Here is a 12,721-nt window from a genome sequence, read left to right on the forward strand (position 1 = left end):
GGGCCGTCCGTAGCCCTCACGGTGGAGGCCGTCTATGCCCTTCGGCAGAGGCCGTCTCTGCCGAAGGGCATAGACGGCCTCCACCGTGAGGGCTACGGACGGCCCGGTGCCCGCCCTTCGGCAGGCACCGCAATCACGCCCTGAGAGCTACGGTTCCGGGGGTGCGGCGGATCGAGGATGGAGAGGCAGGCGAACCTCCCCCGAACCTCAGGAGCCGACATGTCCACCCCCGCATCCGCCTCCTCGTCCACCGCCGCCGGCTACTCGCCCCCCGGCATCGCCGCGGCCGAGGCGACCCAGCTGAGCAAGGTCTACGGCGAGGGCGACACCCGAGTCGTCGCCCTCGACGGGGTCTCGGTGAGTTTCGGGCAGGGCCGGTTCACCGCGATCATGGGGCCCTCCGGCTCCGGCAAGTCGACGCTGATGCACTGCATGGCCGGTCTGGACTCCGTCTCCTCGGGCTCCGCGCGGATCGGTGACACCGAGCTGTCCAGCCTCAACGACCGGCAGCTCACCCGCCTCCGCCGCGAGAGCGTCGGCTTCGTCTTCCAGGCGTTCAACCTGCTGCCGACGCTGACCGCGCTGGAGAACATCACGCTGCCGATGTCGATCGCCGGCCGCAAGCCCGACCGGGCGTGGCTGAACCGCGTCGTGGAGACCGTCGGCCTCTCGGGGCGGCTCTCCCACCGGCCCGCCCAGCTCTCCGGCGGCCAGCAGCAGCGCGTCGCCGTCGCCCGCGCCCTGGCGTCCCGGCCCGCGATCATCTTCGCGGACGAGCCGACCGGCAACCTCGACTCCCGTTCCGGCGCCGAGATCCTGGGCTTTCTGCGCGAGTCCGTGCGCGAGCTGGGCCAGACCGTCGTCATGGTGACGCACGACCCGGTGGCGGCGGCCTACGCCGACCGCGTCGTCTTCCTCTCCGACGGACGGCTGACGGACGAACTCCTGGCGCCGACCGCCGAGGACGTCCTGGACCGGATGCGGCGCTTCGACGCCAAGGGCCGCACCAGCTGACACCGGCGCGCCCCTCCCAGCGGACCCGCTCCGGCGCGCCGTCGCACCCCCGGCGGACCGCCACCTCCACTCGACCCCAGGACTGAGACCCTCATGCTGCGTACAGCTCTGCGCAACGTCTTCGCGCACAAGGCCCGGTTGGTCATGACCGCCCTCGCGGTGATGCTCGGCGTGGCCTTCGTCTCCGGCACCCTCGTCTTCGGTGACAGCACCGCCCAGGCCTTCCGTGACGCCTCCAGCCAGAACCTCAGGGGCGTCGCCGTCTCCGTCCAGGCGGAGTTCACGGGCGAGAACGGTGAGGACGGCCGCTCCACCGTCCTCACCAGCGAACTCGCCGACGAGATCGGCGCGCTGCCGGACGTCACCTCCGTCCGCCCGACCGTCAACGGCAACGCGACCCTCGCCGACAAGGACGGCCGGCCGGTCAACGCCGACAACACCTGGCAGAACCTGGCGGCCAACTACGTTCCCGAGGCGCCGGACAGCGGCCGGGACGGCCGCTACCCGCTCGTCGAGGGACGCGGCCCCGCCGCCGCGGACGAGATGGCGCTCGACAGCCGCACCGCCGAGAAGGCCGGCTACCGCGTCGGCGACACGGTGCGCTTCGCCACGGACGGGCCCGCACTGACCAAGACCCTGGTCGGCACCGTCGACAGCGACGACCCGCGCGTCACCGCGGGCGGCTCCCTCGCGCTCTTCGACACCGCGACCGCGCAGGAACTCTTCCTCCAGGAAGGCCAGTTCGACGAACTGGTGGTGACCTCCGCCAACGGCACCGACGACGCCGCGCTCACCCGCGAGATCGACGCCCTGCTGCCGGCCGAGGGCGCCACGGCCACCAGCGGCGAGCAGCTCGCCGTCGACCAGGCCCGGCAGATCACCGAAAGCACCAGGGCGCTCACCCAGATGCTGCTGGTCTTCGCAGGGATCGCGCTGTTCGTCGGCGTCTTCATCATCGCCAACACCTTCACCATGCTGATCGCGCAGCGTAGCCGCGAGATCGCGCTGATGCGCGCCGTGGGTGCCACCCGCCGTCAGGTGGTGCGGTCGGTCCTCATCGAGGCCGCGCTGCTCGGCCTCGCCGCCTCCGCGGTCGGCTTCGCCATCGGCCTCGGTATCGCGGCGGGCCTCCGTCCGCTCCTCAACGCCAGCGGCGCCGGGCTGCCGGAGGGTCCCCTGGTGGTCTCCACCGGCGCGGTCGTCTGGTCGCTGGTGGTCGGCGTCGTCGTCACCGTCCTGGCCGCCTGGCTGCCCTCCCGCAAGGCGGCGCGGATCGCCCCGGTCGAGGCGCTGAGCACCGTCGACCAGGCTCCGCCCCAGCGCGCCATGGCGCTGCGCAACGGCCTCGGCGGCGTACTGGCCGGCCTCGGTGTCCTCGTCATGCTGTACGTCTACACACTGGACAACGGCGACGATTCCAACCTGTACCTCGCCATGTTCGGCTCGCTGCTGACCATGACCGGCATGATCATGCTGGCGCCGCTGCTGTCCCGGCCGCTGATCTCCCTCGCCGGTGGGCTGACCAACCGGTTCTTCGGCGTCAACGGCAAGCTCGCCACCGAGAACGCGCTGCGCAACCCGCGCCGCACCGCCGCCACCGCCTCCGCCCTGATGATCGGGCTCACCCTGATCACCGGCCTGAGCGTGGCCGGCAGCTCCACGGACGCCGCCCTCCAGCAGGCCGCCGTCGAGGGACTGACCGCCGACTACAAGGTGTCCGCCGACCGAGGGCTCGACCCCGAGCTCGGCGCCAGGGTCGCCGACGTCCCCGGTGTCGCCGACTCGGCACCGCTGGCCACCGCGGCCCTGGACGTGGAGGGCGGGTTCACCCTTCTCACCGGCGCCGACCCGCAGCGGCTCGGCAACGTCGCCGACCTGACGTTCACCAGCGGCGCGCTCAGCGAGATCGGCCCCGGCCGGGTCGCGGTCTCCGAAGCGGTCGCCGAACGCTCCGGCCTGGCGGTCGGTGACACCTTCCGGGGCGTGATCGGACCCTACGGCGAAACCGAGGACATCGAGCTCACGCTCGTCGGCGTCTACCAGGAGACGACCGTTGTCACCGGGGCCCTGGGCACCCTGGAGGACGTCATGCCGCACACCTGGGAGGGCAAGATCGACAGCGTCCTCGTCAGGGCCGACTCCGGGCAGGGCACTTCCGGCCTCGACCAGGACATCCGGGAAGCACTCGGCAACAGCCCGCTGATCACCGTGCAGAACCAGGAGCAGATCGTGGCGGCCGAGTCCGGCGCCATCGCCGTGATGCTCAACATGCTCTACGGCCTGCTCGGTATGTCCGTCGTGATCGCCGTGCTGGGCGTCGTCAACACCCTGGCCATGTCGGTCTTCGAGCGGACCCGCGAGATCGGGCTGCTGCGTGCCATCGGCCTGGACCGCACGGACATCAGGCAGATGGTGCGTCTGGAGTCCGTGGTGATCTCCCTCTTCGGCGCGGTCCTGGGCATCGGCACCGGCATCTTCCTGGCCTGGACGGCCGGCGGCCTCACCGGTTCCTCGCTCGCGACGTACGAGACGATCCTGCCCTGGACCCGGCTCGCGCTGTTCCTGCTGCTGGCCCTGGCCATCGGTGTACTCGCCGCCATCTGGCCGGCCCGCCGCGCCGCCCGCCTGAACATGCTGCGCGCCATCAACGCGCAGTAAACGCAGCCCACTTCACGCGGCGCGTGCGACCGCTCCGCGCGGTGAACAGCCCCGGGCGCCCCGGCCTCCTCAGGCCGGGGCGTCCGGGGCTTGGCGGTGCGTCACCGCCGCCCGTCCGCTGAACCCGCCGTTCTCGAACGTCACCGGACCGTCCTCGCCAGGGCTGACTTTCGGGGCAGGCGGTGTCCCCCGGCGGTTCCGTCCCGAGGCTTTCGGTGCTCGGTGCTCGGTGCTCGGTGCTCGTCGTTCGGGGATGCGGGGCGCGTCGGAGGTCGGCGGGTCAGACGGAGAGCGGCGCGGTGCCCGGCGCGGCGTCCGGTGCCGTCTCCTGCCAGTAGGGGTCGCCGAGGCTGAGCATCAGCCGGTTGGCCCAGGCGAAGAAGGCGGTGGCCGTCACCAGGTCGGTCAGCTCGGGATCGGTGAGCCCCTCGGCGCGCAGCCGGTCCACCTGGGCGGTGGTGGCGCTGACCGGGGTGGTGGCGAGCGCGGCGGCGAAGTCGACGATCGCGGCCCAGCGGGAGTCCTGTCCCTCGGCGAGCGGCGCGGTGTCGCGCGGCAGCCAGTCGACGTCCCGGTCCAGGGAGACCGCGAGCAGCCGGTCCACATCCGCCGGGCGCTTCGACATCTGGGCGGACTTCCGGGCGTGCACTGAGGCGCAGTACACGCAGTCGGTCACCTTGCTGGTCGCCGCGGCGGCCAGTTCGCGTTCGGCGCGGGGCAGGCCCTCGCGGGTGGCGAAGATCGCCGCGTCCAGGGCGGTGCGGGCGGCCAGCACGGCGGGCAGCCGGGCCAGCAGCCGGAAGTACTCACCGTTGGTCTTGCCCCGGAAGGCGTCCTCCTGCTCGGCGGTGAGTTCGCCGGTGGGCACCGGGGGCACCCACGCGGTCCAGGACAGCAGCTCGCGGGTGAACTCCACCGGCCGTTGCCGCCCGTTGGCCGCCGTCCGCGCCGTGCTCTTGACGCGGCCGCGGCCGGGTGTGCTGCGCGCCGGAGCGGGTGCGGTCCGCGGGGCCCGGCCCTCCAGCAGCCGCAGGCCCTGGATCGCCCGCGCCTGGAAGGCGGTGAACGCGGCGGTCTGCGAGATCGTCACCACGGCGTCGGCGGACCAGCCGGCCTCGACCAGCCGGTCCAGGTCCTCGCGGGTGGCGAGCGCGGGGGAGACGGTGATCAGGTCGACGTGGGCCGCCGCCGCCCGCAGCGCGGGGTCCTCGGGCAGTTCCTCGTCCAGCAGCGCCGGGTCGGCGCCCAGCTCGGTGTGGTGACGCACGAGTTCACCCGCGCCGTGGTGGCGGGCGGCCAGTGCTGCCAGCCCCCGGCGGACCGGTGCGCTGACGGGCGCGTCGCCGTCGAACAGCGCGGTTGACGCCGCCTGGGCGCGTCGGTACACCTCGGGCTTGGCGAGGCGGGCCGTCTCGATCCGCTCGCCCAGAGCGGCCAGCCGCCCGATGTCATCGCCGGACGGGGCGCGGAGGGCGCCGTCGGTGGCCGCGTCGGTCGACGTGTGGGTCGCCGTGTGGGCCGCCGCGTCAGGGGTTCCGGTGTCGGGGGTGGTGCTCATGGGCTCCGCCTCGTCGTGATGGGCACGGGATTGGCCGAGGCAGGGGCAAACGCGTCGAACACGTCAGAGACGAAGACGGGTTCTGACAAGGAGCACGCTTGCCGCATCACCGCGGCCTGGTCGTGTGACCCCGGGGGCACCCCACCGTGCAGGAGGGTTGCCGGCCAGCTAGCCGGGTCTTGGCGCTGGAACTCTTGACCTGGCCGTCAAGCTAGCCGACCCGGATGCGGCAGGAAAGTATGCGTCCGGTATCCGAGACGAGATCGTCCGTCATTCGGCCTACGGTCATCGGTCCGCTGTCTCGTGATCGCATTGACCTGCGGATTTCTGTCTCCGTGCCGTGGCTCACGCGGGTGCCCGGGCCGGTTGAGCGCCACGGCGGCCGCCTGTCGGTACGCAAGCCGGGAACGGCGCCCGGCGCGGTCATGTGACACCTCCCACAGTGACGCCGTCCGCTCGCTCCGGGACCGGCCATCGCTCTACGCTGCCCACTCATCGCATCGAGTCCGCACCGCGTCTGCACCGCGCGGCCGCACGCGGAGAAGAGGAAGCATGATCGAGCCGACGTCTGCCATCCGGATTGCCCGGCCCTCGCTGGATCTCGCCGCGGCCGAGCGTTTCTACTCCGGCGGACTGGGGCTGTCCGTGCTGTACCGAGGCTCCGGCCGGCCCGAACTCGGCGAGCGCGACCTGCTGATGGTGGGGCCCGGGGGCGGGCCCTGGCACCTTGAGCTGACGGCGAGCGACCACGACGTCGTCACGCCCCGGCCGACCCCCGAGGACCTGCTGGTGATCTACCTCGGCACCCCGCCCACCGACGCCTTCGTCACCCGCGCCACCGAGCACGGCGGCACCGTCGTCCCCTCGCACAACCCCTACTGGGACCGGGGCGGCGTCACCGTCACCGACCCGGACGGCTACCGCGTCGTCCTCACCGAACGGGTCTGGGCTCCGGCCCGCGCCACGGCCGGCTGACCGGCGGCCCCGGTCCGGGTGCGTCTTCCGGGTGCGTCTTCCGGGAACGGCCCGGGAGGCGGGCCCGTCGCGGCGGGTCCGCCTCCCGGCCCCTCACGGTGGAGGGGGTGTTCCCGTCGCTCCGCCCTCAGTCGAGTTCCTGGACCTGTACGTCGCGGAACCAGACGTCGGAGCCGGTGTGGTGGTTCTGCAACCCGACGCGACCCGAGGAGAGGTCCCGGCCGGGGTCGGCGCCCGCGCTGTCGAAGTCGTTGATCAGCACGCCGTTGAGGTACACCGTGACGCGCTCGTCCTCGACCACGATCTCGTAACTGTTCCATTCCCCGGGCGGGTTGAGGGCTTCGTCCCGCGCCTCGATGTCGGCGCCCTGGAAGCCGTAGATGGCGCCGGTGGTGAGTTCGGGCACGTCGGTGGCGTCGATCTGCACCTCGTACGCCTGGTTGCGCTTCCCGGCGTCGCCCTCGGGGTCGGGGAGGCCGAGGTGGACGCCCGAGTTGTCGTCGCCGCCCATCTTCCAGTCCAGTTTCAGGCGGTAGTCGGTGAGTTCGTCGGGATGGCTGATCAGACCGAGGCCGCCGACGGACCGCATCGTGCAGTCGGCCTGGGTGATGAAGCCCCCGGGGCCCGCCATCTCCCAGTCGGCGAAGCTCTCGTCTGTGCCGTCGAAGAGCATCCGGTAGCCCTCGTCGGGCTCTGCCGGGGTGCAGGGCCGCTGCTGGATCCGCAGGTGGTCCCAGTTCACATGCCGGTCGTCGTCCTCACCGGCGGAGACGGCGATGGTGTTCTTCCCTGCCACCAGGTCGAGTTGCTCGACGTGGTCGGCCCAGCGCTGCCAGGTCTGGGTGGTCGCGACGGCGATCTGCCCCAGGTCGTCGCCGTTGACGTCGAGCGAGATGGTCTTGGTGCCGACGTACGGGTTGGGGCCGTTGGAGTAGCGGAAGGTCACCGGATAGCTCCCGGCCTCCTCCACCTCCACCTCCCAGGTCAGCGAGGCGCCGATGTTGCTGAAGCCGTCGACGAAGCCCTCACCGGTGAAGTGCGGGTGCTCGTCGTCGATGTCCGCGCCGCCGCGCAACTGCCCGTCCTCGGCCTCGTACACACCGGTCTCGTTGGGCGGCGCCACGTGGTTCGGGATGGTGTGGACCGTGTACCAGGCCTCGGTGCTCCACAGTTCCTCGCCGTCGGCGGAGGCGAACGGGCGCGGCGACCGGACGTGCACGACGCGGTCCTCCCGCATGCCGCCGAGCTCCAGGCTCACGGTGCGCCCGTCCTCGGAGACCGAGGCGCCGGTGACCGGCAGCGTCTCCTGGTTGCGCTTCGGCCCGCCGTACTGCGACGTCGGGTTGTAGGACCACTGCTGGACGTCGTACCGCTCGGCGAGGTTGGCGATGACGTCCTCGGAGACCGGCGCGGTGTAGGTGATGTCGAACCCGGTCTCCGTGACCTCCATCGACACGATGTCCATGGCGTCCTCGGACGTCCGGGTCAACTTCTGCAGGCCGTACGTGAACTTGCCCGGCTGCTGCCAGTTCCCGCCGCCGCCGATGCCACCGACGTAGAACGCGCCGTCCGGGCCGAGGGCGAGCCGGCTGACGCCCGACTCCAGGCCCTGGGTCATCCGGAACACCGCACCCTGCTTCCGGCCGTCGACCTCTTCGAGGAACGCCCTCTGGAGACCGCCGTAGGTGACGTCCCCGAACAGCAACTGGCCCGCGAACGGGCCCTCTTCGACCAGTACCGGGTTGGTCGGCGAGTTGGAGATCTCGCCGTGCGGCAGCCACAGCACCGGGTCGGTGACCGGCTGGTCGTCGAACGGTCCGGGCGGGGTGGTGTGGTGGTGGTAGAAGCCGCCCTCCTCGATCTCGACCAGCTTCGAAGCGGGCACCCAGTCACCCTGGTTGTCCGTCACGAAGATCTCGCCCTCGGCGCCCCAGCCGATGCCGTTCGGGGTGCGCAGGCCACCGGCGACGTACTCCAGTTCGCCGGTCTTCTTGTCGATCTTCACCGAGGTGCCGCGGTTCTCGACGTGCTGGGGGACGGTGGTCCTGCCGCCGGGCGTGATGGCCACGGACAGGTTCAGGTAGTAGTGGTCCTCGTCGGCCAGTAGACCGAAGCCGAACTCGTGGTACGTCCCGCCGCTGGGCCAGGTGGTGATGGCCTCGCTGTCCTCGTAGAAGCCGTCACCGTCGGCGTCGATCAACCTGCTGAGCTGGTGCTTCTCCGAGACGATGACCTCGCCGTCCTCGACCAGCACGCCCTGCGGCTCGTTCATCTCCGTCGCGACGACCTCGGTGGTGACGGTGCCGGGGCCCGCGTCCTCCCCGACTGTGCCGTCCACGATCTCCACCGCGCCGTCGAAGCTCTCCCGGCCGCCCCAGGTGGTGATCACCATCCGGCCGTCGTCGAACCAGTCCATCCCGGTGACCCTCGGTTCGAAGCCCTCCGGACGCAGGTCGGTGACCGTGTAGTCGGGGTGCACGCCCGCCAGCGGCGCGCCGTCGCCCGGTCCCGCGTTGGCGTCGGTGCACGACTTCACGCCGGGCGAGGTGACCCGGGTGACGTCCGCGTCGGTGGTCAGCACCGACTCGGGCACCAGCTCGAAGGCGTCCTCGCCCGGCGGGCTCCACTCCAGGCGCAACTGCTTGCCGAACGCCCCCTGGAAGTAGTCGATCCGCAGGGCGTTCGCGCCCTCGGTCAGCTCCGCCGATCCGTCGGCCGCCGTCGGGGGCTGCCTCCGGTCGTTCTCGATGACCGCCTCGTCGTTGAGGTAGAGGCGGGACCCGTCGTCGCTGATGACCCGGAAGTCGTAACTGCCGTCCTCCGGAACGTGGATGTTGGCGATCACATGCGCCATGAAGTTGTTGGCGGCGCCGCCGAAGTGGTCGTTGGTCTGCCAGTCGACGGTGGGACGCAGCACGTCGATGTTGGGCGTCTGCCCCTCGGTGAGGGTGCAGATCTCCTCGGGCTCGAACCCGACATCGAAGACCCGCAGGGTGACACCCGCTTCCTGGGGCGGCAGGTCGGAGGGGGCGGCCCCGGCCGTGCCGGCGGGGAGCAGCACCGCGGCGATCAGGGCGAGGCCGAGAGCCCCCGCCGGATGGCGACGTGATCGTGGAAGCATGAGCAGACTCCTTTGTCCGGTTCTGTGGCGTCCCTTGCGTCGCGCGTCGTGCTCGGGTCCCCCTCAGGTCCTCCTTCCGCTCTTCCTCCTCTGTCTCCTTCCGGCTCTTCGTGCCGGTCCCTCTCAGGTCACGCGGGACATGCCGTCCCCGCCGAACTTGTCGAGCCGCCCGCACATGCCCCAGGCCGGGGCCGGTTCGCCCCGGTAGAGCGCGGCGGCGCGCAGATGGGCGGTGTCACCCGCGGCGAGAGCGTCCAGGTGTGCCGAGGTGCGGGCGATCTCGGCCGCCGGTCCCTGCTCGAACGTCGCTCGCCAGCTGGGCAGATGAGGGCGGACGAGACGCAGCGCGGCGGCGTGGAAGTCGGTCATGGCGGCCGGGTCGCCGTCGGCAAGTCGCTGCCGCAGCACGGTGAAACCGGAGAGTGCGAGTTCGCGCCTCTCCCTGGCAGCGCCTTCGGGATCGGCCGGGTCGAGCGCGGCGGCCTCGGCGTAGGCGTCGGCGTCGGCCAGGATCTCGGCCGGGAAGGTGAAGACGGCGTCGCCCGCCTCGGGGAGGCCGGCGTTCTGCATGAGGACGACGATGCGGAGGTCTCCGTCGTTGACGAGACGGTGCACGGTGCCGGGGGTGAACCACACCAGGTCTCCCGCGGCGAGGGGCGTCGAGGCGGCGCCGTCCGCAGTGAGGGTCTGGACCACGCCCGACCCGCCGACCACCGCGTACGCCTCGGTGCAGGCCAGGTGCATGTGCGGGGTGCCGCCGCAGAAGCCGTCGGAGCCGGGGGCGGCCGGCCAGTCGTAGACGCGGAGCCGCGACAGGCCGATGCCGCCCGGCAGGGGCGGTACCGCTTCGCCGTGGCCGGTGCCGTGGCCGGTGCCGTCCCCCGTGCCGTCGCCTCGGCCGGTCACCGGAACTCCCCGCCCCGAGTCGCGGAGTTCGGGCGGTCCGGTGGGGGCCGGTGGCAGCGGCGGCTGTCCACCGGGGGCTTCGGACGGAGCGCTGGTGACGGTGTCGGATGCACGGGCAGACCCCTGATACCTCGACAGAAAGCGTTTTCCTCGCAGGAAGGTAGGGTCGGGTCAACCGGCTGTCAATAGCACGGAACCGAGTCCGGAACACGGCGGACGACGGCCGCCGCCGAGCCGTCGGAACGTGCCGAGGGCGCCGTGCGGACCCCGCGAGTATCCGTTCCGCCGCCCCGTCACCACTCGCCCGGTCGGCCCGCTCAGCCCGGGCGCGGGGGGCACGAGGCGCGCAGAATCACCTGGCCCGGCACGCAGATGTCGTCCGGCGGCGGTGCGGCGGACCCGAGCGCCAGGTCGGCCGCCCGCCGCCCGATCCCGGCGAGCGGGAAGCGGACCGTCGTCAGCCGGGGGGTGACGTCGGCGGCGGTCTCGATGTCGTTGAAGCCGGTCACCGCGATGTCGTGCCCCGGCCGGATCCCGCAGTCCCGCAGCGCGGTCATCGCGCCCACCGCCATGAAGTCGTTGCCCGCGCAGAGCACGTCGGCGTCGGCCATCCGCCCCGACTCGATCAGCCGGCGCGCGGACCGGTAGCCGCCCGAGCGGTCGAAGGTGTCGCTCTCCACCGTCGTGATCACCCCGCCCAGCGGCACCATGCCCTGCCGCAGCCCCTCGGTCCGCTCCGTCACCGTCTCCAGCCGCGGGGAGCCGGTGACCACCGCGGCCCTGCGGTAGCCCTGCCGGGCGATGGCCGCGCCGAGTTCCCTCCCGCCGGCGCTGTTTGCCGGGCGCACCGCGCCCAGGCCGCCCACCGGCCGGCTCAGGAAGATGGTCCGGCCGCCGCCGGCGGCGAACCCGCGCAGTTCGGCGACGAGCGCCGCGGTGTGCGGGCTCTCCGTGACACGGCTCCCGCTGACGAGGATGGCGCGCGGACGCTGCCCCCTGATGGTGCGTACCGAGGTGAGTTCCCGCTCGGTGTCCCGCGCGGTGATGGCGATCGTGACGATCACGCCGTGGGTGTGGGCGGACTGGGCGACGCCCTCGGCGATGGCCGAGAAGTACGGGTCGTCGATGCTGCTGACGAGCAGGGCGAGGACCGGGGCGGTGCCACGGGCGATGGCCTGCGCGGACAGGTCCGTCCGGTAGTCCAGTTCGCGGGCCGCCCGCAGCACGCGCTGCCGGTGCTGCTCGCCGACCTTGCGGGCGCTGTCGTTCAGTACGCGTGAGGCCGTGGCCTGCGAGACTCCGGCGCGGGCGGCGACATCCGCGAGGGTCGGATTTCCGCTGGACACCCTGGTTCTGGGCTTTCTCATGGCTGACCCCGTCCCTCGCGGGGGCATTGACGCCCCATCAACGTGAACTTAATATCCCCGAAATGGGAAAGCGCTATCCCACCTGTCTCCGGGCTGGTCGGTAAGCGCTATCCGGGCACAGTCAGGCTCCACCCGTCGTCCCCTATGAGCGACGCGAGGTCCGCATGACGCAACAGACAGAGCACGTGCCGGCCCGGCCGTCGGACCGGAACCCCGGGGGAACACCGGACGACGGAACCGGCGACGACGCCACCCGCAGGACCGGGACACCGGGCCGCGGGACCCGCCCGAACAAGCCGGCCGGACGCCGCGCCTCCCGCGCCGTCGCGGCGATCTACCCCGCGACCTTCCTCGCGCTGCTACTGGCCGCCTGGTTCCTCGTCACCGCGACCGGTCTCGTCCAGCCGTACATCATCCCCTCCCCGGCGGACACCTGGAGCGCGTTCACCGACCACCCCGACTACCTGTGGACGCACACCCTCGTGACCACGGGGGAGACCGTGGCGGGATTCGTGATCGCCGCCCTGGTCGGAGTGCTTGTGGCGGTCCTGATGGTGTACTCGCCGGCGCTGGAGAAGACGTTCTACCCCCTCATTCTCTTCGCCCAGGTGATTCCGAAGATCGCCATCGCGCCGCTGTTCGTCGTGTGGCTGGGATTCGGTGCCAGCCCGAAGATTCTCGTGGCCGTCCTCATGGCCTTCTTTCCCGTGGTGATCTCGGGAATCAGCGGTCTGCGCTCGGTCGATCCCGAACTCCTCGAACTCACCTCGACCATGGGCGCTTCCCGGATCAAGACGTTCTGGAAGGTCCGCCTGCCCGCCGCGCTTCCCGAACTGCTGTCGGGCCTCAAGGTCGCGGCGACGCTGGCCGTCACCGGGGCGGTCGTGGGTGAGTTCGTCGGTGCCAACTCGGGCCTCGGCTACGTGATTCTGCAGGCCAACGGCAATGTCGACACCGCCATGCTGTTCGCCGCGCTGATCATCATGTCCGGACTGGGAGTCCTGCTCTTCGCCATCATCCAGGTCGCCGAGATGCTCCTCATCCCGTGGCACGCCTCGCGGCGCAACCGAGGCTGAGTCATCCCCCGAACACGGAAGGACGCCTCATGACCCCCCACAACCC

Annotated in this window: 8 protein-coding genes and 1 riboswitch; of the genes, 4 read left to right on the forward strand and 4 right to left on the reverse strand. The window is 71.6% G+C overall.

Annotation, left to right across the window (positions count from 1 at the left end; all coding sequences use genetic code 11):
- The first annotated feature begins 219 nt into the window (after positions 1-219).
- Complete coding sequence (locus tag E0D90_RS17065; RefSeq protein WP_103501655.1) at positions 220-1,014, forward strand: ABC transporter ATP-binding protein; 795 nt, start codon at positions 220-222, stop codon at positions 1,012-1,014.
- Positions 1,015-1,107: 93 nt separating this feature from the next.
- Positions 1,108-3,672, forward strand: a complete 2,565-nt coding sequence (locus tag E0D90_RS17070) for an ABC transporter permease (RefSeq protein WP_130799120.1) — start codon at positions 1,108-1,110, stop codon at positions 3,670-3,672.
- A gap of 280 nt (positions 3,673-3,952) precedes the next feature.
- Here E0D90_RS17070 and E0D90_RS17075 read toward each other — a convergent pair whose 3' ends face one another.
- Complete coding sequence (locus E0D90_RS17075; protein WP_130799121.1) at positions 3,953-5,230, reverse strand: peroxidase-related enzyme; 1,278 nt, start codon at positions 5,228-5,230, stop codon at positions 3,953-3,955.
- Positions 5,231-5,319: 89 nt separating this feature from the next.
- A riboswitch (SAM riboswitch) is annotated at positions 5,320-5,430 on the reverse strand.
- A 352-nt stretch (positions 5,431-5,782) separates the two neighbouring features.
- On the opposite strand from E0D90_RS17075, the gene E0D90_RS17080 reads away from it, so the two are divergent.
- A complete protein-coding gene (locus E0D90_RS17080) occupies positions 5,783-6,205 on the forward strand; it encodes a VOC family protein (RefSeq protein ID WP_130799122.1) in 423 nt (140 codons plus the stop codon).
- Between the two features lie 127 nt (positions 6,206-6,332).
- Here E0D90_RS17080 and E0D90_RS17085 read toward each other — a convergent pair whose 3' ends face one another.
- The 3 genes from E0D90_RS17085 to E0D90_RS17095 form a co-directional block, all read right to left on the reverse strand.
- The gene (locus tag E0D90_RS17085; protein ID WP_130799123.1) at positions 6,333-9,326 is read right to left on the reverse strand and encodes a 3-keto-alpha-glucoside-1,2-lyase-like domain-containing protein; all 2,994 of its coding nucleotides are present in this window, start codon (positions 9,324-9,326) and stop codon (positions 6,333-6,335) included.
- 123 nt (positions 9,327-9,449) lie between these two features.
- Entirely contained in the window at positions 9,450-10,160 is a 711-nt protein-coding gene (locus E0D90_RS17090; protein WP_227870278.1) for a cupin domain-containing protein, read from the reverse strand.
- A 389-nt stretch (positions 10,161-10,549) separates the two neighbouring features.
- A complete protein-coding gene (locus tag E0D90_RS17095; RefSeq protein WP_130799125.1) occupies positions 10,550-11,599 on the reverse strand; it encodes a LacI family DNA-binding transcriptional regulator in 1,050 nt (349 codons plus the stop codon).
- Between the two features lie 164 nt (positions 11,600-11,763).
- Here E0D90_RS17095 and E0D90_RS17100 point away from each other — a divergent pair, with 164 nt between their 5' ends.
- Entirely contained in the window at positions 11,764-12,675 is a 912-nt protein-coding gene (locus E0D90_RS17100; protein WP_130799126.1) for an ABC transporter permease, read from the forward strand.
- The last annotated feature ends 46 nt before the right edge of the window (positions 12,676-12,721 follow it).

The sequence above is a fragment of the Streptomyces otsuchiensis genome (assembly GCF_004305975.1).
Taxonomy (GTDB): domain Bacteria; phylum Actinomycetota; class Actinomycetes; order Streptomycetales; family Streptomycetaceae; genus Streptomyces; species Streptomyces otsuchiensis.

What these genes read in the sequence shown, in the direction of transcription:
- E0D90_RS17065 (WP_103501655.1), top strand. Translation starts at nt 220, where the DNA reads ATGTCCACCCCCGCATCCGCCTCCTCGTCCACCGCCGCCGGCTACTCG.
- E0D90_RS17070 (WP_130799120.1), top strand. Translation starts at nt 1,108, where the DNA reads ATGCTGCGTACAGCTCTGCGCAACGTCTTCGCGCACAAGGCCCGGTTG.
- E0D90_RS17075 (WP_130799121.1), bottom strand. Translation starts at nt 5,230, where the DNA reads ATGAGCACCACCCCCGACACCGGAACCCCTGACGCGGCGGCCCACACG.
- E0D90_RS17080 (WP_130799122.1), top strand. Translation starts at nt 5,783, where the DNA reads ATGATCGAGCCGACGTCTGCCATCCGGATTGCCCGGCCCTCGCTGGAT.
- E0D90_RS17085 (WP_130799123.1), bottom strand. Translation starts at nt 9,326, where the DNA reads ATGCTTCCACGATCACGTCGCCATCCGGCGGGGGCTCTCGGCCTCGCC.
- E0D90_RS17095 (WP_130799125.1), bottom strand. Translation starts at nt 11,599, where the DNA reads ATGAGAAAGCCCAGAACCAGGGTGTCCAGCGGAAATCCGACCCTCGCG.
- E0D90_RS17100 (WP_130799126.1), top strand. Translation starts at nt 11,764, where the DNA reads ATGACGCAACAGACAGAGCACGTGCCGGCCCGGCCGTCGGACCGGAAC.